Consider the following 25,155-nt stretch of genomic DNA (forward strand, 5'->3'; position numbering starts at 1 on the left):
GAAAGCGCCCGCGCTGCGCGCGGTAGTCGACTGACAGTCGACTCTACAGGGGCGGTCTCCGGCAAAGTCTGACAGCCACATGCGAAGGCGCCCTAGGGCGCCTTTGTTGCATGCGCTCGATAGTGGGGGGATGACCAACCAAGCTGACGAGGCGCTGCTGCGCCTGTTGATGGCAGGCGGCGCGCTGGCACCACGGCGGGCCCTGCTGCAGGCCGCAGGCAGGGCGGAAACCGCGATCGCGCAGGGTGCCGCGAACTGGCGCGCGCACGGTTGCACGCCAGAGCAGTGCGCCGCACTGGACCGCCCCGACGCCCGGGCCTTGGCCGTGGCACGGCGCTGGCTGGAAGACGACAACCAGCACCTGCTGGCCTTCACCGATCCGGCCTTCCCCCCGCCCCTGCTGGATGTCCCCAATCCCCCCCTTGCGCTGTTCATCGCCGGCGACCCCAGCCGGGCCTGGCGCCCATCGGTTGCGCTGGTCGGCAGCCGCTCGCCAACGCCGGGCGGACGCGCGCTGGCAGCCCGGTTTGCCGGCTGCTTCGTCGACGCCGGGCTGGCGGTGACCAGCGGCCTGGCGGCGGGCATCGATGCCGCCGCCCACCAGGGCACGCTGGACGCGGGGGGCTGCACCGTGGCGGTGATCGGCACCGGACCGGACCGCGCCTATCCGGACAGCCACGCCCGGCTGCAGGCGCGCATCGCCGCCGAAGGCGTGGTGCTCAGCGAGTACCTGCCCGGCACGCCCGCACGCCCCGGCCACTTTCCTGCCCGCAACCGGCTGGTAGCCGGGCTGGCCCTGGCCACGGTGGTGGTCGAGGCCGCCCAACGCTCGGGTGCCCTGATCACCGCACGCCTGGCCGCCGAGGCCGGCCGCGAGGTCTGCGCCCTGCCCGGCTCGGTGCTCAATCCGCGCGCTGCGGGCTGCCACAGGCTGATCCGCGAGGGTGCCGCACTGGTCGAGCGCCCGGAGGAGGTCCTCGAACTGCTGGCCCCCGCCCTCCGCCAGCAGCTGCCGGGCTTGCAATCACGGCTGGCCACCCCCACTGAACAGGCATCGCCCGCACGCCTGCCGGCGCACTGGGCCGACGACCCTGACTACCAGTGCTTGTGGCGGGCGCTGGAGCACAACCCAAGCAGTATGGATTCACTGATCACACGCTGTGGATTGACGGCGCCCCAGGTGTCCTCCATGCTGCTGGCCATGGAACTGGCGGGAATCGTGGTGTGCGTACACGGCCGCTACTGTCGAACTCCCTAGTTTCTTCACCTCCACAGCGTCGCGCGACGCAGGCCGAGGGGCAATGAAAGAGAGCATCCTGGATGTACTGCTGTACCTGTTTGAACACTATTTCAGCGAAGATGCGGACCTGATCCGTGACCGCGATTCGCTTCAGAACGGCCTGATCCAGGCCGGTTTCAGCCCAACCGAGATCAACAAGGCGTTCGACTGGCTCGATGCCCTGGCCGCGCAGCGGCCGAGCGTGGCCCAGGCTCGGGTCGATGGCCCCGTGCGCGTGTACCACGGCCCCGAGCTTGACAAGCTGGACGTGGAATGCCGCGGGTTCCTGCTGTACCTGGAACAGCACGGCATCCTCGATGCCGACCAGCGCGAGCTGGTGCTGGACCGGGCAATGGCCCTGGACCAGGACGAACTGGACCTGGACGACCTGAAGTGGGTCGTGCTGATGGTGCTGTTCAACCAGCCCGGCTCCGAGGCGGCGTATGCCTGGATGGAGACGCAGATGTTCATGGACGAGCCAGAACCCCTGCACTGACCGTACACTTGGGGGCATAGCGCATTCAGGAGCGTCCCCGTGAGCGAGTGGTTCCATGCAGAAGGCAACCGGCAGCAAGGCCCGCTGCCGGCGGAACAGTTGGTCGAGTTGTTCCGCAACAACCAGATCTCCCTGGACACCCTGGTCTGGCGCGACGGCCTGCCGCAATGGCAGCCGTTGCGCACCGTGGTCGACGAGCTCGGCCTGATCGTGCCGGCGCTGGACGCCGCTGCACCGCCCGTGGAACCCGAACCGGAGCCGGCAGCACCGCCTCCGCCGCAGCCACCGGTGCTGCCACCGTCCACGCCCTACGCCACCAGCGCAGCGGCCAGCGCCCTGCCGACGCCGAAGAAGAAGCTGTCCGGCTGCGCCCTGACCGCCATCATCGGCGGCGGCCTGCTGCTGGTGCTGGTACCGATCGTGGCCATCCTGGCCGCCATCGCGCTGCCCGCCTACAACGACTACACCCTTCGCGCCAAGGTCGCCGGCGCAGTGACCACACTGCAGCCGCTGAAGGACCAGGTGCAGCATTTCGCCGATGACGAAGGCCGCTGCCCGGGTGGCAACGACGCCGGCTTCCCGGCCCCGGGTGATTTCGCCCATGCAGGGCTGTCAGCGGTGAACATCGGTCGCTTCAACAACGGCCACTGCGGCATCGAAGCCACCCTGGCGCTGCCCGGCAAGAGCCTCGATGGCGATCTGCTGTGGCTGGAATACGATCGCGACAGCGGCCGCTGGGAATGCAGCGGCGAGAGCAACGACAAGTACCTGCCGCCGTCGTGCCGCGGCTGAACCGCGCGCACGCCAGCACCTCCAAGGATGATTCAACAGGGAACATGCAATGACTGAGTGGTACTACGCCGAAGGACAGCAACGCCAGGGCCCGCTGCCGGTCCAGGAGATCCGCCAGCGCTTCCAGCGCGGCCAGCTCAACCTGGACACCCTGGTCTGGCGGGAGGGCATGGCCCAGTGGGCTGCGCTGCGGCAGATGGTCGACGAGCTCGGCCTGCAGACGCTGGCCGATGCCAGCACTGCCAGCAGCAGCGGCGGGTTCGACCTGCGCAGCGACTACGCCGCCATCGACAGCGGCACCGCACCGCTGCCCGGCACCGGCGCGCTCAGCAGCTCGCCTTACAGCGCTCCAGCGACCACCAGCAGCGGTGGCCACGCGCAGCCGGTGGTTGGCGGTGAAGTGGTCTACGCAGGCTTCTGGAAGCGTGTGGCGGCCTACATGATCGATTACTTCGTGCTGGTCGTCCCCGGCAGCATCATCGGTGCCATTCTTGGTGCGATACTCGGCGCCAGCATGGGCGCGGTGGGCAGCGGCGAATCGGCCATCGAGATCGTTGCCCAGCTGGCCAGCGCCCTGATCAACCTCGGCATCGGCATGGCCTACTACACCTGGTTCCATGCCTCGCAGGGCGGCGCCACGCTGGGCAAGATGGCAGTCGGTATCAAGGTGGTGCGCGGCAACGGCGAACGCCTGACCAAGGCCCGCGCATTTGGTCGCTACTGGGCCATGCTGCTGAGCAGCTTCACGCTCGGCATCGGTTTCCTGATGGCCGCCTTCACCGAACGCAAGCAGGGCCTGCACGACATGGTCTGCGACACCCTCGTGGTCGACCGCTGGGCCTACACCGACCAGCCGCAGCTGCAGCGCCGGGAGCTGGGCACGGTAACCGTACTGGTGCTCGTGCTGACCGGCCTGCTGTCTCTGGTCGGCCTGGCCCTGCTGGTGTTCGCGGTAGGCTTCATCGCCAAGATGGCCTCGTGAACGGCCATCCTCACGCCTGGCTGCTTGACACGGGCCGGCCGGGCGTGATTCCTCTAATAAGGTGAAACCTGAACGCCCGGCACATTACCGGGCGTTCAGTTTATGGATTTGCCCGTGGCCGCTTCACTAATGCGGCCGTTTGCTCCACCCTAGCGGCCCCTTCTCCCGGTCCGCCCACAGACCTCTCCCGACATGCCCAAGCACCTGCTCATCGTCGAATCGCCAGCCAAGGCCAAGACGATCAACAAATACCTCGGCAAGGACTACACCGTCCTGGCCTCGTATGGGCATGTGCGTGACCTGATCCCGAAGGAAGGCGCGGTCGACCCGGACAACGGGTTCGCCATGCACTACGACGTGATCGACAAGAACGAAAAGCATGTCGATGCGATCGCCAAGGCCGCCAAGGGTGCCGACGACATCCTGCTGGCAACCGACCCGGATCGCGAAGGTGAAGCGATCAGCTGGCACATCGCCGAGATCCTGAAGGAACGCGGGCTGGTCAAGGACAAGCCGATGCAGCGCGTGGTGTTCACCGAGATCACCCCGCGCGCCATCAAGGAAGCGATCAGCCAGCCGCGCGCGATCGCCAGCGACCTGGTCGATGCCCAGCAGGCGCGCCGCGCGCTGGACTACCTGGTCGGCTTCAACCTGTCGCCGGTGCTGTGGCGCAAGGTCCAGCGCGGCCTGTCCGCAGGCCGCGTGCAGAGCCCGGCGCTGCGCATGATCGTCGAGCGCGAGGAAGAGATCGAAGCCTTCGTCGCCCGCGAATACTGGTCGATCGCGGCCGAATGCGCGCACCCGTCGCAGCACTTCAACGCCAAGCTGGTCAAGCTGGACGGGCAGAAGTTCGAGCAGTTCACCATCACCGACGGTGACACCGCCGAAGCCGCCCGCCTGCGTATCCAGCAGGCCGCGCAGGGCTCGTTGCATGTCACCGACGTGGCCAGCAAGGAGCGCAAGCGCCGTCCCGCGCCACCGTTCACCACCTCGACCCTGCAGCAGGAAGCCTCGCGCAAGCTCGGCTTCACCACCCGCAAGACCATGCAGGTTGCGCAGAAGCTGTATGAGGGCGTGGCCATCGGCGACGAAGGCACCGTCGGCCTGATTTCGTACATGCGTACCGACTCGGTGAACCTGTCGCAGGACGCGCTGGCGGAAATCCGCGACGTGATCGCCCGCGACTACGGCATCGCCTCGCTGCCGGACCAGCCCAACACCTACCAGACCAAGTCGAAGAACGCCCAGGAAGCGCACGAAGCGGTGCGCCCGACCTCGGCCCTGCGCACCCCGGCCCAGGTCGCACGCTTCCTCACCGACGACGAGCGCCGCCTGTACGAACTGATCTGGAAGCGCGCCGTCGCCTGCCAGATGATCCCGGCCACGCTCAATACCGTCAGCGTCGACCTGTCGGCCGGCAGCGAGCACGTGTTCCGTGCCAGCGGCACCACGGTGGTGGTGCCCGGCTTCCTGGCCGTATACGAGGAAGGCAAGGACAGCAAGAGCGCCGAGGACGAGGACGAAGGCCGCAAGCTGCCGGCGATGAAGCCGGGCGACCGCGTGCCGCTGGAACGCATCCAGGCCGAACAGCATTTCACCCAGCCGCCGCCGCGCTACACCGAAGCGGCGCTGGTGAAGGCGCTGGAAGAGTACGGCATCGGTCGTCCCTCGACCTACGCCTCGATCATCCAGACCCTGCTGTTCCGCAAGTACGTGGAAATGGAAGGCCGCAGCTTCCGCCCGTCCGACGTCGGCCGCGCGGTGTCCAAGTTCCTGTCCAGCCACTTCACCCAGTACGTGGACTACGACTTCACGGCCAAGCTCGAAGACGAGCTTGATGCCGTTTCGCGTGGCGAAGAAGAGTGGATTCCGCTGATGGCTCGCTTCTGGGAGCCGTTCAAGGAACTGGTGGAAGACAAGAAGGAATCGGTCGACCGCGCCGAGGCCAGTGGCGCGCGCGAGCTTGGCACCGATCCGAAGACAGGCAAGCCGGTCAGCGTGCGTCTGGGCCGCTTCGGGCCGTATGCCGCCATCGGCAGCACCGCCGAGGACGCCGAGGAGAAGCCGAAGTTCGCCTCGCTGCGCCCTGGCCAGTCGATGCACACCATCTCCCTGGAAGACGCGCTGGAGCTGTTCCTGATGCCGCGCGCGCTGGGTGAGGACAAGGGCGAGCCGGTCAGCGTCGGGATTGGCCGCTTCGGGCCGTTCGCCAAGCGTGGCAGCACCTACGCCTCGCTGAAGAAGGAAGACGACCCGTACACCATCGACCTGGCCCGTGCCGTGTTCCTGATCGAAGAGAAGGAAGAGATCGCGCGCAACCGGATCATCAAGGAATTCGAGGGCAGCGACATCCAGGTGCTGAACGGCCGCTTCGGCCCGTATATCAGCGACGGCAAGATGAACGGCAAGATCCCCAAGGACCGCGAGCCGGCATCGCTGACCCTGGCCGAAGTGCAGCAGCTGATGGAAGAAACCGGCAAGCCGGTGCGCAAGGGCTTCGGCGCCAAGAAGGCGGCAGCGAAAAAGGCACCGGCCAAGAAGGCGGCAGTGAAGAAGGAAGCGGCGCCGAAGAAGGCTGCTGCCAAGAAGGCGCCGGCAAAGAAGGCGGTGAAGAAGGCCGCCGCAAAGAAGGCCCCGGCGAAGAAAGCCGTCAAGAAGGCCGCTGCGAAGAAGTAGATCCACGCCATGCGTGGATGAGGGGCAAGGTGTGCGGACCAACGGTCCGCACCTACCGTCCGCGCCGACCACCCCTTCTGCACGCAGCAGGGGGATAATGGAGGCCCACGCCGGGCCGGTCGCCGCCATGAAAGAACTCACCCTGGACTCTGCTGTCGCCACGCTCCGCGCCGGCGGCGTGATCGCCTACCCGACCGAAGCGGTCTGGGGCCTGGGCTGTGATCCCTCGCAGGAAGCGGCAGTGCACATGGTGCTGCGGCTGAAGCAGCGACCGATCGAGAAAGGCATGATCCTGGTCGCGGCCGAGCTGGCGCAGCTGGAAGGCTGGGTGCGCCTGCAGGCGCTGCCCGACGCCCGCCAGCGCGCGGTACTGGCCAGCTGGCCCGGCGCCAACACCTGGATCCTGCCCGCTGGCCCGCGCGCGCAGCCCTGGGTCACCGGCGAACACAGCGGCATTGCGGTGCGCATCAGCGCGCACCCGCTGGTGGCCGAACTCTGCCGCGCCTGGGGCGGCCCGCTGGTCTCCACCAGCGCCAATCTGGCCGGCGAACCACCGGCGCGCAGCCGCGAAGAGCTGGATCCGCGCCTGCTGCGCCTGCTCGACGGCATCCTTGACGGACAGACCGGTGGCCTGGCCCAACCCACCCCCATACGCGACGCGCTCAGCGGCAACGTGCTGCGGTCCTGAGCCACCGATTGCACTGCCGCGGACAATCACGCACGCTGCCGCCATGAGCCTGCTGCGCGCCACCTTCAGCCTGTGCCTGCTGCTGCCGTGGACGGCGTCCGCAGCCGAAGACGTGCGGGTGTACCGCTGCGTTTCCAGCAACGGGGCCGTGGCCCTGCAGGACACGCCCTGCAACAGCGGCCGCCAGCAGGTTCGCGACCTGCAGCGCCCGCGCGATCCCGCTCCACGGGTGGTGCGCAGTGATGCCCCGCCTGCGCCGCCCGGCGAAACCCCGGTCATCCGCGAGCGCGAAGTCCGCCACGTCTACATCCAGCCGCCGCAGCCGATGTACGAATGCGTGAGCGATGATGGCCGACGCTATACCAGCGACAACAACGAAGGCAATCCGCGCTGGGTGCCGTTGTGGACCAGTGTCTGGCTGCCACACGCCCATCACGGCCCGGCCTACCCCGGACCGCGCCCGGCCACCGGCACGCCGATCGGCGAAGGCGCGGGTTATCGTCCCCCCTCGATCGGCATGGGCGTGCAGGTTCCGGCCGGCAGCGTGCTGGTCCGCGACAGCTGCCATGCGTTGCCGCCGCAGGAAGTCTGTGCGCGACTGCGTGATCGCCGCTGGGAACTGGATCGCCGGTACAACAGTGCGCTGCAGAGTGAACGCACCGCCATCAGCAACGAACAGCGCGGCATCGATGCGCGCCTGTCGCGCGATTGCGAACGCTGACCGCAGCAAGCCGCCGCGGCCTGTACGCTGTACGCATGAACCGAGTGATCTGGCTGCTCCTGGTGCTGCTGCCTGGAAGCGCATTGGCCGAAGAGGGCGTGATCTACCGCTGTACCTCCAGCAGCAGTGACATCCCTACCCTGCAGCGCACGCCGTGCCCCACTGGCAGCAGGCAGCAGGTGCTGCGCATACCCGGCAAGGGCAACGCGCAGCCGGCCGCCGCTGCCCCTGTGGCCGCTGAACCTGCCCCCACCCCGGTGGAAACACCCGCGCCGCTGCCGGCCAACCCGGGTGTTGCGCCTGCGGCCCCAGCGAAGGCACGACGCGCGGACGAAGGACGCACGATCATGGAAGCAGGCATGGTCGAACACGAAGGAGACGACCAGATCCTTGACAGCGCGACGCTGCGTCGCGATGCCGAGGCCCGTGCTGCTGGAAGTGACGGTTCACCGAAGCCGCCGCTTCCTCCTATCTTCCAGTGCACCGACAGCCAGGGCGGCGGCTACCTGTACGAGTACGAGGCTGCGCCAGGTCGCTGCGAGCTGATGACAGTACAGGGCCTTGGCGGAGTGACGCCGGTGAATGCCGCCAGCTGTGAAGTGGTGCGCGATCAGTGCGAAGCGCTTCCCGAAGCGCAGCGCTGCGGTGCCTGGCAGCAGCGCTTCCGCGATGCCCGCGGCCGGGAGCGCTTCGCCGCGCCCGAGAACCGCGACAGCGCGCGCAAGGACCGCGAGCGGTTGCAGGGTGTGCTGGAGGCCAGCAACTGCCCGGTGCCGGGGTGACCGCCATCCGGTAGTGCCGGCCGCTGGCCGGCAACTGCAATCAACTGAATATCCTGTGGTTGCCGGCCAGCGGCCGGCACTACCCTTCCGAAGATCAGAACCCGTAGCGCAGGAAGCCGCCGTCCACCGCGATGCACTCGCCGGTAACGTAGCTGGCTGCCGGCAGGCACAGGAAGCCCACGGCCGCAGCCACTTCCTCCGGCTCGCCGATACGACGCATCGGCGTGCGATCGATCACTTCCTCGTAGTAGTCCGGGTCCGACAACGGGCCGGACGTGCGCCGGGTACGGATGTACCACGGTGCCACTGCGTTGACGCGGATGCCATCTTCGGCCCACTCGACGGCCAGGTTGCGGGTCATCTGGTGCATCGCCGCCTTGGTCATGCCGTAGACCACGCCACTGCGCACATGGGTCAGGCCGGACACGCTGCCGACGTTGACGATGGACGACGACGCGTGGCGTGCCAGCAGCGGATGTGCGTAGCGCGACAGCTCGAACGCCGAGAACAGGTTGGTCTCGAAGATCTTGCGCCACTCGTCTTCGGAGTACTCGGTGGCCGCCTTGGTGACGTTGCCGCCGGCGTTGTTTACCAGGATATGCAGGCCATCGCTGTGGTCCTCCACCCAGTCCAGGATCTGGCGGCGGTCTTCGTCGTCGGAAACATCGGCGGCCAGCGCATGCACCTGCATCTGCGGATACACATCCAGCAACTCGTCGCGCGCGGTCTCCAGCATGTCGATATCGCGGCCGACGATCATCAGGTCGGCACCGAACCCGGCCAGTTCATGCGCGATGGCCAGGCCGATGCCGGCACTGGCGCCGGTGATCAGGGCAGTCTGGCCGTCCAGCCGCCACCGTTGCTGGGTCATGAGTCCTCCGGGGCCGCGCCCGCTGTGTTTCGATGCAACAAGGATACGCGCTCACGGCCGCCCCCTGCCGAGGATGCGACACTGCCCGCACGCCCATCACGGAGTGCCGCCATGCGCATCCTGGTCCTGTCCACGTCCCTGCTGGCCACCGTGCTGCTGTCCGCCTGCCAGCGCCCGCCAACGCCGAACCCGGAGAAGCCACCGGTGCCCAAGGCGATGGCGCGCGCGATGCAGGGGCCGCTGGACCGCGCCAAGGGCGCGCAGAAATCCGTCGATGACGCCGCTGCGGGCGAGCGCAAGGCCGAGGCCGACGCGACGCAGTGACCTGTGGGGTCAGAACCCTTAGCGGGCAAAGGGATCCGACCCCACCGACGAGAACGCCCGGCCGAAGCCGGGCGTTTACAGTAGATCCACGCCATGCGTGGATGTGCTCCGGTCAGAACCCGCAGAAGCAGTACGCCAGCGCCTTCACCGGTGCGCCATTGCCCTTTTCGCGGGCCGCGTTCTCGACAAAGCGCAGCTGCGTATCCACTTCCGGCATCGTGCGCGCCAGCAGCATCCGCGCCATGCCCGAATCGGACAGCATCCAGGCACCAGCGCGGCTGCCGGCGAAACCGCTGACGAACTGCGCGAACGGCGTGGCCGCCTTCTCGATGTAGCGCACGCGATAAGCGTCGGCCTTGCCCAGCTTGGCGCGGCTGGCGGCGTCGGCCACGGCATCCTTCAGCCCACCGAAGGCATCGACCAGGCCACGTTCCTTGGCCTGCGCACCGCTCCACACGCGGCCACGGGCCACTTCGTCGACGGCCTCGACAGGCTTCTTGCGGGCGTCGGCGACGCGACCGGTGAAGTCGGCGTAGCCCTTGTTGATCACCGACTGGATGACCTGGCCCACGGCCGGATCCATCGGCCGGGTGACATCGAACGCACCGGCGAAGCGGGTGGTGCCGACGCCATCGGTGTGCACGCCGATCTTGTCCAGCGCGCGGCTGAAGTTCGGCACCATGCCGAAGATGCCGATCGAACCGGTGATCGTCGACGGATCGGCGTAGATGCGATCGGCGTTCATGCTGATCCAGTAGCCACCGGAGGCGGCCAGGTCGCCCATCGATACGACCACCGGCTTGCCGGCGGCCTGCAGGGCGACCACTTCACGGCGGATCTGCTCGGAAGCGAACACTTCTCCGCCCGGCGAATCCACGCGCAGCACGACCGCCTTGACATCGTCGTCGTCGCGCGCGGCACGCAGCAGCGCCGACGTCGATTCGCCACCGATGCGGCCGGCCGGCAGGTCACCGCCGCTGATCTCGCCGGACGCCACCACCACTGCCACCTGCGGACGGTTGTCGACCGGGTTGCGGCGCGCATCAAGCTGGCCCAGGTAGGTGCCGAAGTCGACGTTGCGGAAGCCACCGTCGGCATCTTCGTCGGCCACGCCGCGCTCGATCATCAGGTCCTCGAACTCTTCGCGGGTCTTCAGCGCGGTCACCAGCTTCTGCTGCAGGGCGAACTTGGCCAGATCACCACCAGCAGCAGCGATGCCTTCCGGCAGCGTGTCGATGCCGGCGGCCAGCTGTGCCGGATCCAGGCGGCGGGCCTTGGCGATGTCGCCCAGGTAACGCTGCCAGACGTCGTTCATCCAGAACAGGTCGGCTTCCTTGGAGGCCGGTGACGCCGCGTCGAGCACGTACGGCTCGGCCGCGGACTTGTACTCGCCCACCTTGAACAGGTGCACGTCCACGCCCAGCTTGTCCTGCAGGCCGGTGCGGAAATACTGGCGGTAGCGGCCGAGGCCCTCAAGCACCACCGAACCCATCGGGTCCAGGTAGACCTCGTCGGCCTGTGCGGCCAGCAGGTACTGCGACTGGCCCATGCTCTCGCTGTAGGCCACCAGCTGCTTGCCGGAGGCACGCAGGTCCTGCAGTGCCGCAGCCACTTCACGCAGCGAGGCGAAGCCCGAGGGCTGCAGCTTGTCCAGCTCCAGCACCACGCGCTCGATCTTCTTGTCTTCCTTGGCCGACTCGATCACCCGCAGCAGGTCGCGCAGCTGGATCTCTTCGGCACCGTTGTCGCCCACCGCCTTGGCCAGTGCGCGGCTGACCGGATCGGCGCTGAACTGCTCGACCAGCCGGCCTTCCGGCGCGATCACCAGGGTGGTGCGGTCCTGCAGCGACTTGCTGGCACCGGCGCCCATGCCGGCGGCGATGACGAACATCACCAGCAGCAGGAACAGCAGGCCGAAGAACACCAGGTTGAGGATCAACCGGCGGGTGAAGTTCATGACGTCCCACAGCCCGATGAAGAAACTGGCGACGGGATTGCGACGCGCCGGGGGCAGCGGGGGCACGGGGTGATTCATGGAACGCTCCGGATGGCTTCTTGCCGTGGTACCAGCATAGCCGTTGCCGCGTGATGCGGCATCGGACACAAGTCAGGGGATCGCCCGCCATGGGTGGGCAGGCGGGCGGGACGATCAGGACAGCATCGACTGGCCGATGCGCAGGCTGCTGCGGCGCAGGCGCCAGCCCATCAGGATGGCAGCGGCAGTCAGGCCGACGATCAGGCCGATCCACATGCCCTGCGGGCCCATGCCCAGCCCCAGGCCGAGCCCGGCGCCGAGCGGCATGCCCAGGCCCCAGTACGCAAACATGGCGATGAACATCGGCACGCGGGTGTCCTTCAGGCCGCGCAGCGCACCGGCCGACAGTACCTGGATGCCGTCCGGGAACTGGAAGGTGGCCGCGTACAGCAGCAGGGTCGAGGCCAGCCCGGCCACCGCCAGGTCGTTGGTGTAGACACCGACGATGGCGTCGTGGCCGAACAGCAGCACCGCCGCCGACAGCGTCTGCGTGCCCATGATGATCGCGTAACCGGCCCAGGCCGCGCGTCGCACGCCGAAGCCATCGCCACGGCCGACCGCATGGCCGACGCGCACGGTGGTGGCCTCGGCCACGCCCATCGGAATCATGAAGCACAGCTGGGCGACGTTGATCGCGATCTGGTGCGCCGCCGCTTCATTGGCACCCAGGCGACCGATCAGCAACGCGGTGACGATGAACAAGCCACCTTCCATCAGCACGGTGATGCCGATCGGCAGGCCGGTGCGCAACAGCTCCCAGATCGCCTTCCAGCGCGGCCCTTCGAAATGCGAGAACAGCTGCAGGTGGGCAAAGCGCCTGGTCCGCCACAGATAGAGGGCAAACGCCGTGGCCTGCAGCCACATCATCACCGCCGAAGCGATGCCCAGGCCTTCCGCACCCAGTTCCGGGAAACCGAGCTTGCCATTGGCCAGCACATAGCCCAGCGGCGCCAGCACCAGCAGGCCACCGAAGCCAAGCAGCATGGTGGGCAGTGTCCAGTGCATGCCTTCGCTGAGGTAGCGCATGCAGAAGTACAGGGTCAGCGCCGGGCCGCCCCAGCGCACCGCATGCAGGAACGCAGTCGCCCCCGGCACGATGTCCGGTGCGATGCCGAAGGCCGGCAGCAGCGGCGGCACCACCGTAAGGAAGGTGAACATGATCAGGCCCAAGCCCAACGCCAGCCACAGCGCCTGGCGGAACAGCGGGCCGATCTCGCGCTCGCGGCCAGCGCCGTGCAGCTGCGACACCGAGGCGGTGAGCGAGATCAGGGTGCCGATCGGAATCAGCATCGGCAGCCACAGCAGGGCGGTACCGATGGTGACTGCGGCAAGGGTGGCCGTGGCGTGGTGGCCGGCAATCACGTTGTCGACGAAGGAGATCAGACCGGTGGACACATGGCCCAGCACGAGCGGCAGGGCGAGCAGACCGGTGGCGCCGACTTCCTTGCTGAAGCGCGGCGTGGAGGTTGCAGTAGACATAAGGTGCTTGACGCGAACTGCGGTTGCGCGCGAAGGGCACAGGCACCGGGTTGCGGGCGCCCATCTTACGCGGGCAGCGCGTGCATTCCCATGACATGGCGTGAATGCCGGGTTGCGGCTGCCCCAAGCAAAAAGGGGACGGAGGGGATTAAGTCGCATTCGGCACTGACTGGCCTGATACGACTTAATCCCCTCCGTCCCCTTTTTCTACTGGCCGGCCTGGCGCTTGAGCCAGCTGTCGCGTTCGGCGGCGGGTACCGCGAGGAAGGCGCTGCGTACCGCATCGCGTTCCTGCGGCGGCGTGCGCTGCGCGACCAGGGTCAGCTGGGCCAGCTGCGCCGGGCTGAGTTGGCGCAGCACGGCCAGCGCCGACTCGCGTTGCTCCGGCGGCACGAATCCGAACAGTCCGTGCAGCTTGGGGAACTCCAGGCCCAGCTGCGGGCCCAGCCGCCATCCGTCGCGGAACGCCTGGTCCTGTGCCTGGAACTGCTGCCGCATGCGCTGCTGTTGATCGGCCGGCAGCGCATTGAAGCGCGCGGCGGCCTGGCGGATGCGCTCGCGCTCGGCTTCCGGCAATGCGCGCCAGGCGGCGTAGTCGGCGCGGCGCTGGCGCTGCTGCTGCGGATCGAGCTGGGCAAAGCCAGCCGGTGCCGCGGTCGAAGCCGGCGGCACGGCCGGGGTGGCCGGCGATGGCGGCGGCAATGGCACGTTCAACGATTGCGGCGCCGCAGACAGGGACAGCGGCAAGGCCAGCAACAGGCTGGCGAACACGGACTTATTCATCGGCGGCGGCGGTTTCCAGCGTGGCACTGGCCGGCTCCGGTCGGCTCGGCTTGGCTTGCGATTCGTCCACCGGCAGCGGACCGCCCGCGGCGGTCCATGCGTACAGGTCAGCATCGGCAACCAGCGGGTAGTCGCGATCGGCCAGCATCGCTGCGTCGTCATTGGCTTGGGCATGCGTTGCATCCGGCGTGGCGTCGACCTTGCTCGGTGGCAGGGCTTCCACCGTCACCGGACCGGCCTCGCCCACGACGCCTTCCGGCAGCGGCGCATCGTTGCCGAAGGAACGTCCCTGCAGGTAGCGCCAACCCAGCGCAGCGGCCAGCAGCACCGCCACGGTTACCAGCAGGATCAGCGGACCACGCCAGCGCGGCTTGGCGGCCGTACGACGGCGCTTGCCATGGGCGGCCGCGCGCTCGTCCCGCTGCGGTGCTCGCCAGCTGGAGGTCGGCGCTTCATTGTGGGCGGCGGGTGCCGCCGGCTGCTGAAGCTGCTGCAGGCGCGTGGCCGGCAGTTCACGGATACGCGCCTGTACCTGTTCGGCCAACTGGCGCCAGGCCGCGGCATCGGGCTGGCCCTGGGCATCGCGCGGGCAGGCATCGGCCAGCAGGTGCTGGTAGCCGGCCTCGTCCTGGTCGAGCACGCGCGTGGCGATGCTCTCGTCCAGGCTGCCGCCTACCCGCAGCAGCAGCGCCAGGCGCGGCAGCGGCGACATCGCAGCCAGCGCGGCCAACGGTGGCGCCCATTGGCCACCCACCGGCTCGCGCAGGGCCTGGCGCTGGCCCAGCAGGGTCCAGAAGCGGGTCGGCCACTGCGCCATCGGCAGGTCGCTGGCAACGGCCGCGAACGCGCGCATCACTGCCACCAGGGTCTGTTCGGCGCGCGCGGCATCGCCGCACTGCAGCTCAGCCACCACCAGGGCGCGGCGCTCGACGCCACGCAGGAACGCCGACAGCGCGCCGGCCGCGGTCGAGGAAACAGGGGCGGGCACAGCCGTCATCGGTCACTCCAAAGGTCTGGGGGAATGATAGCGGCAGGCAATCGACGCCCGTAGGACTTGCGCCCACGGATACTTCGTGCTGCAGGTTGTGCACAGCACCACGCTCCCGGCGCGGGAAACTGCGGCAAGCAGCTGAATTCACTCTGTTTCAGCAATGTTTCACACTTAAACTGTTGATTTTGAATAGTTTTTAAGTGTGGCTATTTTTTGACCAACCCAAGCGTGAGCTCGTCGCCATCGGCCTCCTGCGTTCCCGTCGACCGGTAACGCACAACGTTATCCACAGAACATGTGGATAAGCCTGAATCTCCAATGGACACCGATATTTAGGTGACATTTATGATTCAACGGGCGCCGCTCCGCCGTCTCCCACCCCGCCATTCGCGCGCGCATGGCCCGGTACACTGGCCCGATGCTTTCACCGATTCCGACCCTGCAGGTCGCCCTGCCCGTCCCCCTGCCCCGTCTGTTCGACTACCTGTCGCCGGAGGGCGATGGCCCCACGGTTGCGGTCGGCTGCCGCCTGAAGGTGCCGTTCGGCAACCGCGAGCTGGTCGGGGTGGTGGTGGGGCACGGCCAGACCGACGACGGCCAGGGACTGCGCCAGGCGTTGGCCTGGTGCGACCCGCAGCCGCTGCTGCAGGGGGAGCTGTGGCAGAGCCTGCAATGGCTGGCGCGTTACACCCACGCACCGCTGGGCGAGGTACTGAGCACCGCCCTGCCAGGACCGCTGCGTCATGGCGAAGCCCTGCCCGACACCCACCACTGGGGCTGGCAGTTGACCCCCGAAGGCCATGCCCAGCGCGGGAAGCTGCGCGCCGGCAGCCGCCCGCGGCAGTTGGCCGAACTGCTGGCCGGGGCCGTGGTGGATGAGGATGTACTGGGCGAACGCATGGAGGACTGGCGCACCGCCGCGCGCAGCCTGGCCAAGCGTGCGCTGGCCGAGCGCGTGGCGATGACGGTGGCACCGCAGCATGCGCAGCCGCTGCCCGGCCCCACCCTCAACCCGGACCAGGCCGAAGCGGTGGCCGCCATCAACGCCGCCGAAGGCTTCCAGCCCTTCCTGCTGGATGGCGTGACCGGCAGCGGCAAGACCGAGGTGTACCTGCAGGCCATCATCCACTGCCTGGCGCAGGGCAGGCAGGCGCTGGTGCTGGTGCCGGAAATCGGTCTGACCCCGCAGACCCTGGCACGCTTCCGCGGCCGCCTTGGCATCGCCGTGCACGCATTGCATTCGGGGTTGAACGACAACGAGCGCGCGCGCGTCTGGGCTGCGGCTTCGCGCGGCGAGGCACGGGTCATCGTCGGCACCCGCTCGGCGGTGTTCACGCCATTGCCGCAGGCCGGGCTGCTGATCATCGACGAGGAACACGACGGCAGCTACAAGCAGCAGGACGGCATCCGCTATCACGCGCGCGATTTCGCTCTGGTCCGGGCCAAGGCGCTCGGCATTCCGGTGCTGCTCGGCAGTGCCACCCCTTCGCTGGAAACGCTGCATAACGCCTACGCCGGGCGCTACACCCACCTGCGCCTGAAGCAGCGTGCCGGTGATGCGCGGCCACCGCGTGTGCGCATCCTCGATGTGCGCAAGCGGCCGCTGCACGATGGCCTCTCGGCTGATGTGCTGGCCGGCATCGACGAGCACCTGCAGCGCGGCCAACAGGTGCTGGTGTTCAAGAACCGGCGTGGCTACGCGCCGGTACTGCTGTGCCACGACTGCGGCTGGACCGCACCGTGCAACCGCTGCGATGCACCGATGACCGTGCATGGCGGCGGCCGCCGCCTGCAGTGCCATCACTGCGGCGCGCGACAACCGGCACCGCTGGCATGCCCGGCCTGCGGCAGCCTGGCGCTGCAACCGCAGGGCATCGGCACCGAACGCCTGGAAGAGCATCTCACCGCGGCCTTCGCCGACGTCCCTGTGGTGCGCATCGACCGCGGCACCACGTCACGTCGCGATGCACTGGAACAGCAGCTGGCGAGACTGGGCGACCAGCCCGGCATCCTGGTCGGCACGCAGATACTGGCCAAGGGCCACGACCTGCCGAAGCTGACCCTGGTGGTGGTGGTGGGCATCGACGAAGGCCTGTTCTCCGCTGACTTCCGCGCCAGCGAGAAACTCGCGCAACAGCTGATCCAGGTGGCCGGTCGCGCCGGGCGCGCACGTGACCCCGGCGAGGTCTGGCTGCAGACCCATCACCCCGGGCATCCGTTGCTGGAAACCCTGGTCAGCGGTGGTTACCACCCGTTCGCACAGGCGGAGTTGAACCAGCGGCAAGCCGCAGGCTTCCCGCCATTCGCGCACCTGGCGCTGATGCGCGCCGAAGCGCAGCAGGTGGAGCATGCCAATGCGTTCCTGATGGCCGCACGACAGTTGCTGGGCGAGCAGGACGTGGTCGAGGCCTACGGGCCGATGCCAGCACCGATGCCACGCCGCGCTGGCTACCAGCGAACGCAGCTGCTGCTGTCTGCCATGCAGCGGCCGCCACTGCATGGCGTGCTTTCGCAGCTGGTGCCACAGCTGTACGCGCTGCCGGAAGCACGCAAGGTGCGCTGGTCGCTGGATGTGGATCCAACGGACCTGTATTGATCCCGTAGAGCACTGCCGAGCATGGCTCGGCACTACCGTAGAGCCGAGCCATGCTCGGCTGCGTTTCAGCACCGGGCAGTGCTTACGTCAGCGGCGACATCACGCCGCGCTGGTAGGCCGGCCGCTCGCGCAGGCGGGCGTACCACTCGGCCAGGTGCGGCAGTTCCGGCCGCTGGATCGGCAGCTCGTACCAGGCGTAGATCAGCGAGCCCAGCGGAATGTCACCCATCGCGAACTTGTCGCCCGACAGCCACGGCTGTTTGGCCAGCGTGGCATCGGCCATCGCCAGGTAATCGCCGGCGCGCACGATCGCGGCATTGATCCGCGATTCGTCCCGGTCGGCCGGGGCGGTGCGCATGATGCCCCAGATCAGGTCGCTGTACAGCGGCGCCATCCGCGAGGTGCTCCAGTCCATCCACTTCTCGGCCTGGGCACGCTCCATCGGGTCTTCGGCGTACAGCGTGCCCAATGCGTAGCGTGCGCTCAGATAGCGCACGATGGCGTTCGATTCCCACAGCGGCAGGCCATGGTCTTCGATCACCGGCACCAGGCTATTGGGATTCATCGCCTGGTACTCCGGCGTCTGCGTGCCGCCGTGGCTGCCACCGACTTCGATGGATTCATACGGCAGGCCGATCTCCTCGGCGCACCACAGCACCTTGCGGACGTTACTGGAATTGCGGCGGCCCCAGATCTTCAACATGCGGGTTTTTCCTTGCTGGCAATGCGAGCGGCAACGATACGCCTGATCGGGTGGGGTGTGTGCGTGCCGAATGCGGGATCTTGCATCCAGCGTTGCCGGCCAGCGGCCAGCACTACCGGTTTTTCTTCGGCAGCGCGCGCACGTAGGATGACTTGCCGTCCTTCTTCAGCTCGAACAGCCCGATCGCTGCCAGCAGATCACTGAGCTTGCCGTAACCGTAGTTGCGCGGATCGAACGAAGCCTGGTTGCCGATCTGGCTGCCAACCGGCCCCAGATGCGACCAGCCATCCTCGCCCTCGGCCGAGGACACCGCGCGGCGCAGCATCTTCACCAGCCGGGTGTCGCTGCGCATTTCCGCACCGCTCTTGCGCGGCCGCGCATCGTCGTTGGCCACCGGCTCGTTCGAGGCCTGTTCGCTGGAGGCCTGTTCGGTATCCGGCACGCTGGCGTGGGTCTGGCCCAGCGCTTCCAGGTAGGTGAACTTCGAGCACGCGTTGACGAATGGCTCGGGCGTTTTCTTCTCGCCGAAGCCGTACACCTTCACGCCATCGGTCAGCAGACGCATCACCATCGGAGTGAAATCGGCATCGCTGGAGACAATGGCGAAGCCATCAAGGTTGCGTGCGTAGAGCAGGTCCATGGCATCGATCACCATCGCCATGTCCGAGGCATTCTTGCCCTTGCTGTAGGCAAACTGCTGGATCGGGCGGATCGCATATTCGTGCAGCACCGCTTCCCAGCCCTTCAACCGCGGGCTCTTCCAGTTGCCATAGGCGCGGCGCACGTTGGCCACGCCGTAGCGGGCGACTTCGGCCAGGACCTCGTCGATCTTCGAGGCCGGCGCATTGTCGGCGTCGATCAACAGGGCGATGCGCTTTTCCGGTTCGCTCATGGGCTCCTCACGGGCCGTTGCCTGAACCCGAGTATCGCCGATCCGGGCAGGCGCTGACGTGACAGGTGGCCGCCGTGCGAAGATGCCAGGCGCTTCCCCCGATGCCCCCACTGGAGTGAGTCGATGAGTCGCGAGCGCGTTCCCCACCTGGTCGTTGTCGGCGGCGGTTTTGCCGGTCTCTGGGCCACCCGTGCCCTGGCCCGCGAGCGCATACGCATCACCCTGGTCGACCGCCGCAACCATCACCTGTTCCAGCCGCTGCTGTACCAGGTGGCCACCGCCGGCCTGTCCGCACCGGATATCGCCGCACCGCTGCGCCACATCCTCGGCCACCAGCGCAATGTGGAAGTCCGCCTCGGCGAAGTGGTGGCCATCGACAAGCAGGCGCGGCAGATCCGCATGGCCGATGGCAGCACGCTGGACTACGACAGCCTGCTGCTGGCCACCGGTGCCACCCACGCCTACTTCGGCAACGACCAATGGGCCGATGATGCGCCCGGCCTGAAGACGCTGGACGATGCCATCGCGCTGCGCCGCAAGCTGCTGCTGGCGTTCGAGCGTGCCGAGGCCGAACCGGACCCGGCAAAGAAGGCGGCGTGGCTGAGTTTCGCCGTCGTCGGTGGTGGTCCCACCGGCGTCGAACTGGCCGGCACGCTGGCCGAGATCGCGCGCCACACGCTGCGCAACGAGTTCCGCCACATTGATCCGGCCAGTGCGAAAGTGCGGCTGATCGAGGCCGGGCCGCGCGTGCTGTCCTCGTTCCCGGAAGTGCTTTCGCTGAAGGCGCGTCGGCAGTTGGAGAAGCTGGGCGTGGAAGTGCTGACCGGTACCCCGGTGAGCGACATCGACAGCCAGGGCTTCACGCTCGGTGACCAGTTCGTGCCGGCACGCACGGTGGTGTGGGCCGCCGGCGTGGCCGCTTCACCGCTGGCGCGCACGCTGGACGTGCCGCTGGACCGTGCGGGCCGCGTGCCGGTGCAACCGGACCTGACCCTGCCCGATCACCCGGAGCTGTTCGTGGCCGGCGACCTGGCCGCACTGAGCCAGGCCGACGGCAAGCCGGTACCCGGTGTGGCGCCCGCGGCCAAGCAGATGGGCAAGTACGTGGCCGAGGTCATCCGCGCGCGCCTGCACGGCAAGCCCGAACCCGGTCCGTTCAAGTACGCGGACTACGGCAACCTCGCCACCATCGGCCGCATGGCCGCGATCGTGCACCTGGGCCGACTGCAGCTGTCGGGCGTGCTGGCGTGGTGGTTCTGGCTGGCCGCGCACGTGTTCTTCCTGATCGGCTTCCGCAACCGCATCGTGGTGCTGCTGAACTGGGCCGTGGCGTACTGGAGCTACCAGCGCAGCGCGCGCATCATCTTCGGTGATGACCAGGACGACCGGCGACCGAAGCGCTAGGGCCGCACGCATGCTCCTGTAGCGCCGAGCCATGCTCGGCTGCACTTCGCGCGGTTTGCAGAAGCCGAGCATGGGCTCGGCTCTACGGCGCCTTCGGTTTCGGGTACCACAGTGCGTTGACGATTACCCAGCGCTGGTCGAAGCGCCCCATGTGGAAGTAGTCGACGAACCACGGGGTTTCCAGCCGCACCGAGGCCGCGTTGCCGGTCACGTCCAGCACCGTGCAGCGGCGGTCCCATTGATCCTTCGGGGTCTTCAACGCGCCCTGCTTCGTCAGCGAGACCAGTTCTTCCTTCGACATACGGCGCAGGCCCAGGCGTTCGTCGGGCGTATCGCCGAGGACCGCGCGCTTGGCCAGCTCCGGATGCAGGGAGCGGGCGACGCGCTGCGGGTCGGCCTCCAGCTGGCCGTCAACGTAATCGTGGCAGGTGGCTTCGATGGCCGCGAGGGTGGCCGGGTCGGCGGCGGGGCTCGTTGCTGCGGAAAGAGCGAACAGCAGGGCGATCGTGGACATCCGGGTCTCCAGCGCTGAGGGCTGGGCGATCATGGCATGTGCAAGCCGCATCCACGCATGGCGTGGATCTACTGTAGAGCCGGGCCCATGCTCGGCTTCACCATCAGGCAGCAGCAACAACAGCCGAGCGTGGGCTCGGCTCTACAGAAGCGCAGGATCCGGGGCCTGCAGCCAGGCCAGCTTGCGTTCGCGCGGCTGCTGCTTGAGCTGCCATTCGGCCCGTGACGCGGCGGCCCGGTCCGGGTACTCGCGCACGGCCAGCACGCGCAGCGGTGGCCGCGCCCGGGTGTAGCGCGCGCCCTTGCCGGCCTGGTGGGCGGCGAAACGCGCGTCCACGTCGGTGCTGATGCCAGCGTAATAGCTGCCGTCGCGGCATTCGAGCAGGTACAGGAACCAGGGGCGGAGGGACGGAGTCATGCCCGGATTATGCCGTGCTGCACTGCAGCGGATATACTGGCGCCCGAATGCAGGAGAGAGGCGCCGCGCTGGCGCCCGCCGAAGGCGCAGGCTCCCATGATCGCTCAGGCCGGTGGGCTGGAATCCCACCAACCATGCATTCGACTCGCCGAGCTGGAGAGAGGTCACCGGGCACGCCTGGGACGATCCGCCGAAGGGGCACGCGGCCCATGCCGCTGAACTCTCAGGCAAAAGGACAGCGGGAGCGGCACCGGTCATCGTCATCCCGTCATTGCGCAGGCAGTGGCGGTAGTCGCGCATGGCCGGCCCCACCGCGCCCGGAGCCTGTCCCATGCTGCTGTCCGTCATCTACCTGATTGCCATTTCCGCCGAAGCCATGACCGGCGCACTGTCCGCCGGCCGCCGCCGCATGGACCTGTTCGGCGTGGTCATGATCGCCTGCGTCACTGCCCTCGGTGGTGGTTCACTGCGCGACATCCTGCTTGGCCATTACCCGCTGGGCTGGGTGAAGCATCCCGAGTACCTGGGTTTCACCGTGTGCGCGGCGCTGATCGCCACCTGGGTGGCGCGCTGGATGCACCACTTCCGCCGCACCTTCCTGGTGCTCGATGGCCTGGGCCTGATCGCCTTCACCCTGATCGGGTGTTCGATCGCGCGTGAGGCCGGCCATGCGATGCCGATCGTGCTGATCGCCGGCATGCTGACCGGTGCCTTCGGCGGCGTGCTGCGCGACATCCTCTGCAACGAGGTGCCGCTGATCTTCCAGAAGGAGCTGTACGCGATCATCGCGCTGCTGACCGGCGCGGCGTATCTGTTGCTGCTGCACTGGGGCGTGGCCGACGCCACCGCGATCCTGTGCTGCCTCGGCGGCGGCTTCGCGTTGCGCCTGCTGGCGATCCACTACCGCTGGGAAATGCCGAAGTTCGTCTATCACGACGAAGTGCATTGAGGTTCGCGTTCTCCACGTCGCCCAGCGCTTGTTGCCGTGTTGCGTTGGGACGCTGTCTCCAGCGCCACGGCGCCCATCTGGTCCCTCAGTGGCGGACCACGAATCCCCCCGAGCGCCCACTGGACGGCGCCCGCAGCTCTTCATCGAATGCATCCTTGATCGCGTTGATCGCCGCGCCGCGGTCCATCCCGCCACTCACGACCAGAGCATCTGCGACATGCTGGGCGACGTCTGCCAGGATGCGTCCCCACGCATGCTCCTCTCGAATGCCAGGACGATCGCCATACAGGCCAACGTTCAGCGAAGCATGCAATCCCCGTTCGGCAATCCACACGCGGATCATCTCGATGGAATCCTCATCGCGCTGTGCGCCTTCTGGAATGATCAGTTCTTTCATGGCTGCGGCCACCAAACAGGAAGTGGCATTGTGACGTGACCTGGAGCGTACGTGGAGCGGATCTTCTACAAAGCCCCGCGCTTCGCGGGCTCGACGCTACATGAAGGCCCCATCCATCGTTCTCACCACCCCGGCGATGTACCTGGCGCTGTCGCTCATGCGCAGCGCCAGGCGCATCGCCGGTGCAGATGGGCCGGTCTCCAACTCCGACCGGCCCTGATCGCGGCCGCACCCCCGCAGGCGCTGGCCGCCATCCACACACGTGCCGCACTCAGGCGGCTTCCATCAGGCGGCTTCGGACACCTTCACTTCACGGCGGGCGCGCACGGCCGCGGCCAGCCGCTCCAGCACCGTCACGGTGGTGTCCCAGTCGATGCAGCCATCGGTGATGCTCTGCCCATAGACCAGCGGTTGGCCTTCCACCAGTTCCTGGCGGCCACCGACCAGATGGCTCTCGATCATCACGCCCACGATGCGCTGTTCGCCGTCTTCCAGCTGAACGGCGATGTCCTCGATCACCTTTGGCTGGTTTTCCGAGTTCTTCAGGCTGTTGGCGTGGCTGGCGTCGATCATCAGGCGCGTCGGCAGCTTGGACTTGGCCAGCACCTGGCAGGCCTCGGCGACACTGGTCGCGTCGTAGTTCGGCTGCTTGCCGCCGCGCAGGATCACATGGCAATCCGGGTTGCCGGTGGTCGACACGATGGCGGTGCCGCCCTGCTTGGTGACCGACAGGAAGTGATGCGGATTGGACGCAGCACCCACCGCGTCAGCGGCGATCTTCACGTTGCCATCGGTGCCATTCTTGAAGCCGACCGGGCACGACAACCCCGACGCCAGCTCACGATGTACCTGGCTTTCGGTGGTGCGTGCGCCGATCGCGCCCCATGCCACCAGGTCGGCGATGTACTGCGGCGAGATCACATCGAGGAACTCGACACCGGCCGGCAGGCCCAGCTTGTTGATGTCGCGCAGCAGGCCGCGCGCGATGCGCAGGCCCTTGTCGATCCTGAAGCTGCCGTCCAGGTCCGGGTCGTTGATCAGGCCCTTCCAGCCCACCGTGGTGCGCGGCTTCTCGAAGTACACGCGCATGACGATTTCCAGTTCACCGGCCAGCGCGTCGCGCAGCGGCTTCAGGCGCTGGGCGTACTCGATGGCGGCCTTCGGGTCGTGGATCGAGCACGGGCCTACCACCACTGCCAGGCGGTCGTCGCGGCCATGCAGGATCTGGTGCAGGGCCGCGCGCGAGGCGCTGACGGTGTCGGAGGCTTCATCGTCACAGGGCAGCATCGCCAGCAGCTGGGCTGGCGGTGTCAGCGGTTCGATGGTGCGGATACGCAGGTCGTCGGTGTGCGGGGGCATTGCGGGAGATCTCCGGAACGTTGGGGGTCCCCAGCGTGGCGGCATGAAAAAAGCCGCCAGGTTCGCTGGCGGCTTTCGGGAATGCGTCTGAAGCTTTCTTCAGGGTGAGCGCAATCCTTCCTCCGCCGGTGGCTTCGGAAAGTAATACCAGTAAAAGCTGGTGGGGGCTGCGTTCATGGGATCTATTGATAGCACAGCTTTTGCGCAGTGCAAAATGTTTCATACGCAACTGGGGACGCGGTTCAGCGAGATGCGCGCCAGCCCGGCCTACGCGGCGGTAACCACGCAAAGTCGCTCATTTGCCATGCACTTCCACGTCCAGCAGCAGGCCCTCATGGATGTCGGCCCAGCGTTCCAGCACGCGATCCAGTTCCTGCCGGGCCTCGTCCAGCTGCTCGGGGTTGAGCAGGGAACGCGCGGTGTAGAGGTCGGAAACCAACCGCCGCAGGGCCGATTCCTGGATGGCCACCGACGGCCCCTCGAGCCCCGGCAACTGCAACGCCGGGCTGTCGCCAAGAGGGCCGAACAGCGTGACCTGGAGCGTGCTCTGCATGATCGACTTCCCTGCGGATGGACATGGGCAATGTCCTGTTTACCGCGTCCGGGTGACAGGCGCATGTGCCACCCATGCCGAGGACCGGATCTGCCGGCGTCTGCCGCCCCGCTACAAGGCGGCCAGGTCGGCCAAGTGCTGGGCCATGCTGTCCATCGCGCCTACCGCATGGGTGGTGGTGAAGTACTCATGCCAGCCGGTGGCGGCAATGCCAGCCACCAGCGCATCGACCTCCTCGCGGCTCGCGCAGCGCCAGACCGCATAGAACTGTTCATCGCTGCTATGCGGTACGTCCCTGGCAATGCGGCCCATCGCCAGCGGCGTGATGCGGGCTGGATCGAACTGCTGCATGCCGGCGCCAATACGGGCGAAGAAGGCATTCCGCTGCTCGGGCGGCAGTGTGGTCCAGGCCGGCGTGGCGGTATAGAGCTCGATGAAGGTGTGCGACATGGTGGTTCTTCCTTGAGGTTGA

At 67.6% G+C, this 25,155-nt stretch carries 25 protein-coding genes and 2 riboswitches; of the genes, 12 read left to right on the forward strand and 13 right to left on the reverse strand.

Translation table 11 applies throughout. The features are described 5' to 3' along the window. Positions 1 to 130 precede the first annotated feature (130 nt). The 8 genes from dprA to AC5P9W_RS01875 all read left to right on the forward strand — a co-directional run bounded on the left by dprA (position 131) and on the right by AC5P9W_RS01875 (position 8,416). Positions 131 to 1,258, forward strand: coding sequence for a DNA-processing protein DprA (gene dprA / locus AC5P9W_RS01840; RefSeq protein WP_495218730.1), 1,128 nt, complete (start codon positions 131 to 133; stop codon positions 1,256 to 1,258). 43 nt (positions 1,259 to 1,301) lie between these two features. Continuing rightward, positions 1,302 to 1,775, forward strand: a complete 474-nt coding sequence (locus tag AC5P9W_RS01845) for a DUF494 family protein (protein WP_005411195.1) — start codon at positions 1,302 to 1,304, stop codon at positions 1,773 to 1,775. Between the two features lie 39 nt (positions 1,776 to 1,814). Further along, on the forward strand, positions 1,815 to 2,567 hold the full coding sequence (locus AC5P9W_RS01850; RefSeq protein WP_206621884.1) for a pilin: 753 nt from the start codon (positions 1,815 to 1,817) through the stop codon (positions 2,565 to 2,567). Positions 2,568 to 2,616: 49 nt separating this feature from the next. Continuing rightward, complete coding sequence (locus tag AC5P9W_RS01855) at positions 2,617 to 3,549, forward strand: RDD family protein (RefSeq protein ID WP_134730044.1); 933 nt, start codon at positions 2,617 to 2,619, stop codon at positions 3,547 to 3,549. Between the two features lie 192 nt (positions 3,550 to 3,741). After that, positions 3,742 to 6,225 (forward strand): DNA topoisomerase I, encoded by a 2,484-nt coding sequence (locus AC5P9W_RS01860; protein ID WP_021203233.1) that lies wholly within the window; start codon positions 3,742 to 3,744, stop codon positions 6,223 to 6,225. Between the two features lie 97 nt (positions 6,226 to 6,322). Beyond that, the gene (tsaC, locus tag AC5P9W_RS01865) at positions 6,323 to 6,913 is read left to right on the forward strand and encodes an L-threonylcarbamoyladenylate synthase type 1 TsaC (RefSeq protein WP_019660786.1); all 591 of its coding nucleotides are present in this window, start codon (positions 6,323 to 6,325) and stop codon (positions 6,911 to 6,913) included. A gap of 43 nt (positions 6,914 to 6,956) precedes the next feature. Then, positions 6,957 to 7,634, forward strand: a complete 678-nt coding sequence (locus AC5P9W_RS01870; protein WP_021203232.1) for a DUF4124 domain-containing protein — start codon at positions 6,957 to 6,959, stop codon at positions 7,632 to 7,634. Positions 7,635 to 7,669: 35 nt separating this feature from the next. Beyond that, positions 7,670 to 8,416: a hypothetical protein gene (locus AC5P9W_RS01875; RefSeq protein WP_188249659.1), complete on the forward strand. Its 747-nt coding sequence runs from the start codon at positions 7,670 to 7,672 to the stop codon at positions 8,414 to 8,416. Positions 8,417 to 8,510: 94 nt separating this feature from the next. On the opposite strand, the gene AC5P9W_RS01880 is transcribed toward AC5P9W_RS01875, so the two are convergent. Beyond that, positions 8,511 to 9,287, reverse strand: coding sequence for an SDR family oxidoreductase (locus AC5P9W_RS01880; protein ID WP_021203230.1), 777 nt, complete (start codon positions 9,285 to 9,287; stop codon positions 8,511 to 8,513). A gap of 111 nt (positions 9,288 to 9,398) precedes the next feature. Here AC5P9W_RS01880 and AC5P9W_RS01885 point away from each other — a divergent pair, with 111 nt between their 5' ends. After that, positions 9,399 to 9,611 carry a hypothetical protein gene (locus tag AC5P9W_RS01885; RefSeq protein WP_111097651.1) on the forward strand — a complete coding sequence of 71 codons (213 nt, stop codon included), beginning with the start codon at positions 9,399 to 9,401 and terminating at the stop codon, positions 9,609 to 9,611. Between the two features lie 112 nt (positions 9,612 to 9,723). On the opposite strand, the gene sppA is transcribed toward AC5P9W_RS01885, so the two are convergent. From sppA to AC5P9W_RS01905, 4 genes are all read right to left on the reverse strand, one after another. Continuing rightward, positions 9,724 to 11,646, reverse strand: a complete 1,923-nt coding sequence (gene sppA, locus AC5P9W_RS01890; protein WP_134730050.1) for a signal peptide peptidase SppA — start codon at positions 11,644 to 11,646, stop codon at positions 9,724 to 9,726. Between the two features lie 114 nt (positions 11,647 to 11,760). Next, positions 11,761 to 13,125, reverse strand: a complete 1,365-nt coding sequence (locus AC5P9W_RS01895) for an MATE family efflux transporter (RefSeq protein ID WP_188249661.1) — start codon at positions 13,123 to 13,125, stop codon at positions 11,761 to 11,763. Positions 13,126 to 13,332: 207 nt separating this feature from the next. Then, the gene (locus tag AC5P9W_RS01900) at positions 13,333 to 13,908 is read right to left on the reverse strand and encodes a DUF3106 domain-containing protein (RefSeq protein WP_111097649.1); all 576 of its coding nucleotides are present in this window, start codon (positions 13,906 to 13,908) and stop codon (positions 13,333 to 13,335) included. Further along, positions 13,901 to 14,905: a hypothetical protein gene (locus tag AC5P9W_RS01905; protein ID WP_155030196.1), complete on the reverse strand. Its 1,005-nt coding sequence runs from the start codon at positions 14,903 to 14,905 to the stop codon at positions 13,901 to 13,903. Before AC5P9W_RS01905 ends, AC5P9W_RS01900 begins: the two co-directional genes overlap by 8 nt. Positions 14,906 to 15,317: 412 nt before the next feature. Here AC5P9W_RS01905 and AC5P9W_RS01910 point away from each other — a divergent pair, with 412 nt between their 5' ends. After that, entirely contained in the window at positions 15,318 to 17,495 is a 2,178-nt protein-coding gene (locus AC5P9W_RS01910; RefSeq protein ID WP_171952584.1) for a primosomal protein N', read from the forward strand. 82 nt (positions 17,496 to 17,577) lie between these two features. Here AC5P9W_RS01910 and AC5P9W_RS01915 read toward each other — a convergent pair whose 3' ends face one another. Beyond that, positions 17,578 to 18,198, reverse strand: a complete 621-nt coding sequence (locus AC5P9W_RS01915; RefSeq protein WP_019660796.1) for a glutathione S-transferase family protein — start codon at positions 18,196 to 18,198, stop codon at positions 17,578 to 17,580. A gap of 112 nt (positions 18,199 to 18,310) precedes the next feature. Next, the gene (locus AC5P9W_RS01920; RefSeq protein WP_010481148.1) at positions 18,311 to 19,090 is read right to left on the reverse strand and encodes an NYN domain-containing protein; all 780 of its coding nucleotides are present in this window, start codon (positions 19,088 to 19,090) and stop codon (positions 18,311 to 18,313) included. 123 nt (positions 19,091 to 19,213) lie between these two features. Here AC5P9W_RS01920 and AC5P9W_RS01925 point away from each other — a divergent pair, with 123 nt between their 5' ends. Continuing rightward, positions 19,214 to 20,494 carry an NAD(P)/FAD-dependent oxidoreductase gene (locus tag AC5P9W_RS01925; RefSeq protein ID WP_495218733.1) on the forward strand — a complete coding sequence of 427 codons (1,281 nt, stop codon included), beginning with the start codon at positions 19,214 to 19,216 and terminating at the stop codon, positions 20,492 to 20,494. 82 nt (positions 20,495 to 20,576) lie between these two features. Here the strand turns inward: AC5P9W_RS01925 and AC5P9W_RS01930 are convergent, their stop codons facing one another. Then, complete coding sequence (locus tag AC5P9W_RS01930) at positions 20,577 to 21,008, reverse strand: nuclear transport factor 2 family protein (RefSeq protein WP_111104310.1); 432 nt, start codon at positions 21,006 to 21,008, stop codon at positions 20,577 to 20,579. Positions 21,009 to 21,149: 141 nt separating this feature from the next. Next, positions 21,150 to 21,425 (reverse strand): GIY-YIG nuclease family protein, encoded by a 276-nt coding sequence (locus tag AC5P9W_RS01935; RefSeq protein ID WP_021203220.1) that lies wholly within the window; start codon positions 21,423 to 21,425, stop codon positions 21,150 to 21,152. Positions 21,426 to 21,465: 40 nt separating this feature from the next. Next, positions 21,466 to 21,555: riboswitch (glycine riboswitch) on the forward strand. 13 nt (positions 21,556 to 21,568) lie between these two features. Continuing rightward, positions 21,569 to 21,674, forward strand: a riboswitch (glycine riboswitch). A gap of 82 nt (positions 21,675 to 21,756) precedes the next feature. On the opposite strand from AC5P9W_RS01935, the gene AC5P9W_RS01940 reads away from it, so the two are divergent. Continuing rightward, on the forward strand, positions 21,757 to 22,374 hold the full coding sequence (locus tag AC5P9W_RS01940) for a trimeric intracellular cation channel family protein (RefSeq protein WP_019338935.1): 618 nt from the start codon (positions 21,757 to 21,759) through the stop codon (positions 22,372 to 22,374). An 85-nt stretch (positions 22,375 to 22,459) separates the two neighbouring features. Here the strand turns inward: AC5P9W_RS01940 and AC5P9W_RS01945 are convergent, their stop codons facing one another. From AC5P9W_RS01945 to AC5P9W_RS01960, 4 genes are all read right to left on the reverse strand, one after another. After that, entirely contained in the window at positions 22,460 to 22,771 is a 312-nt protein-coding gene (locus AC5P9W_RS01945) for a DUF5076 domain-containing protein (protein ID WP_495218735.1), read from the reverse strand. Positions 22,772 to 23,056: 285 nt separating this feature from the next. Next, on the reverse strand, positions 23,057 to 24,130 hold the full coding sequence (locus tag AC5P9W_RS01950; RefSeq protein WP_478405477.1) for a 3-deoxy-7-phosphoheptulonate synthase: 1,074 nt from the start codon (positions 24,128 to 24,130) through the stop codon (positions 23,057 to 23,059). A gap of 295 nt (positions 24,131 to 24,425) precedes the next feature. Then, entirely contained in the window at positions 24,426 to 24,683 is a 258-nt protein-coding gene (locus tag AC5P9W_RS01955) for a hypothetical protein (RefSeq protein ID WP_005411217.1), read from the reverse strand. Between the two features lie 111 nt (positions 24,684 to 24,794). Further along, positions 24,795 to 25,133: a DUF6616 family protein gene (locus AC5P9W_RS01960; protein ID WP_010481139.1), complete on the reverse strand. Its 339-nt coding sequence runs from the start codon at positions 25,131 to 25,133 to the stop codon at positions 24,795 to 24,797. Between the last annotated feature and the right edge of the window lie 22 nt (positions 25,134 to 25,155).

It is taken from the genome of Stenotrophomonas sp. YJH_SMC_33, from assembly GCF_059372295.1.

Excerpts from the sequence above, each read along its gene's own strand:
- dprA (WP_495218730.1), top strand. The coding sequence starts at position 131 with ATGACCAACCAAGCTGACGAGGCGCTGCTGCGCCTGTTGATGGCAGGC.
- AC5P9W_RS01845 (WP_005411195.1), top strand. The coding sequence starts at position 1,302 with ATGAAAGAGAGCATCCTGGATGTACTGCTGTACCTGTTTGAACACTAT.
- AC5P9W_RS01855 (WP_134730044.1), top strand. The coding sequence starts at position 2,617 with ATGACTGAGTGGTACTACGCCGAAGGACAGCAACGCCAGGGCCCGCTG.
- AC5P9W_RS01860 (WP_021203233.1), top strand. The coding sequence starts at position 3,742 with ATGCCCAAGCACCTGCTCATCGTCGAATCGCCAGCCAAGGCCAAGACG.
- tsaC (WP_019660786.1), top strand. The coding sequence starts at position 6,323 with ATGGAGGCCCACGCCGGGCCGGTCGCCGCCATGAAAGAACTCACCCTG.
- AC5P9W_RS01870 (WP_021203232.1), top strand. The coding sequence starts at position 6,957 with ATGAGCCTGCTGCGCGCCACCTTCAGCCTGTGCCTGCTGCTGCCGTGG.
- AC5P9W_RS01875 (WP_188249659.1), top strand. The coding sequence starts at position 7,670 with ATGAACCGAGTGATCTGGCTGCTCCTGGTGCTGCTGCCTGGAAGCGCA.
- AC5P9W_RS01880 (WP_021203230.1), bottom strand. The coding sequence starts at position 9,287 with ATGACCCAGCAACGGTGGCGGCTGGACGGCCAGACTGCCCTGATCACC.
- AC5P9W_RS01885 (WP_111097651.1), top strand. The coding sequence starts at position 9,399 with ATGCGCATCCTGGTCCTGTCCACGTCCCTGCTGGCCACCGTGCTGCTG.
- sppA (WP_134730050.1), bottom strand. The coding sequence starts at position 11,646 with ATGAATCACCCCGTGCCCCCGCTGCCCCCGGCGCGTCGCAATCCCGTC.
- AC5P9W_RS01895 (WP_188249661.1), bottom strand. The coding sequence starts at position 13,125 with ATGTCTACTGCAACCTCCACGCCGCGCTTCAGCAAGGAAGTCGGCGCC.
- AC5P9W_RS01900 (WP_111097649.1), bottom strand. The coding sequence starts at position 13,908 with ATGAATAAGTCCGTGTTCGCCAGCCTGTTGCTGGCCTTGCCGCTGTCC.
- AC5P9W_RS01905 (WP_155030196.1), bottom strand. The coding sequence starts at position 14,905 with ATGACGGCTGTGCCCGCCCCTGTTTCCTCGACCGCGGCCGGCGCGCTG.
- AC5P9W_RS01910 (WP_171952584.1), top strand. The coding sequence starts at position 15,318 with ATGCTTTCACCGATTCCGACCCTGCAGGTCGCCCTGCCCGTCCCCCTG.
- AC5P9W_RS01915 (WP_019660796.1), bottom strand. The coding sequence starts at position 18,198 with ATGTTGAAGATCTGGGGCCGCCGCAATTCCAGTAACGTCCGCAAGGTG.
- AC5P9W_RS01920 (WP_010481148.1), bottom strand. The coding sequence starts at position 19,090 with ATGAGCGAACCGGAAAAGCGCATCGCCCTGTTGATCGACGCCGACAAT.
- AC5P9W_RS01925 (WP_495218733.1), top strand. The coding sequence starts at position 19,214 with ATGAGTCGCGAGCGCGTTCCCCACCTGGTCGTTGTCGGCGGCGGTTTT.
- AC5P9W_RS01930 (WP_111104310.1), bottom strand. The coding sequence starts at position 21,008 with ATGTCCACGATCGCCCTGCTGTTCGCTCTTTCCGCAGCAACGAGCCCC.
- AC5P9W_RS01935 (WP_021203220.1), bottom strand. The coding sequence starts at position 21,425 with ATGACTCCGTCCCTCCGCCCCTGGTTCCTGTACCTGCTCGAATGCCGC.
- AC5P9W_RS01940 (WP_019338935.1), top strand. The coding sequence starts at position 21,757 with ATGCTGCTGTCCGTCATCTACCTGATTGCCATTTCCGCCGAAGCCATG.
- AC5P9W_RS01945 (WP_495218735.1), bottom strand. The coding sequence starts at position 22,771 with ATGAAAGAACTGATCATTCCAGAAGGCGCACAGCGCGATGAGGATTCC.
- AC5P9W_RS01950 (WP_478405477.1), bottom strand. The coding sequence starts at position 24,130 with ATGCCCCCGCACACCGACGACCTGCGTATCCGCACCATCGAACCGCTG.
- AC5P9W_RS01955 (WP_005411217.1), bottom strand. The coding sequence starts at position 24,683 with ATGCAGAGCACGCTCCAGGTCACGCTGTTCGGCCCTCTTGGCGACAGC.
- AC5P9W_RS01960 (WP_010481139.1), bottom strand. The coding sequence starts at position 25,133 with ATGTCGCACACCTTCATCGAGCTCTATACCGCCACGCCGGCCTGGACC.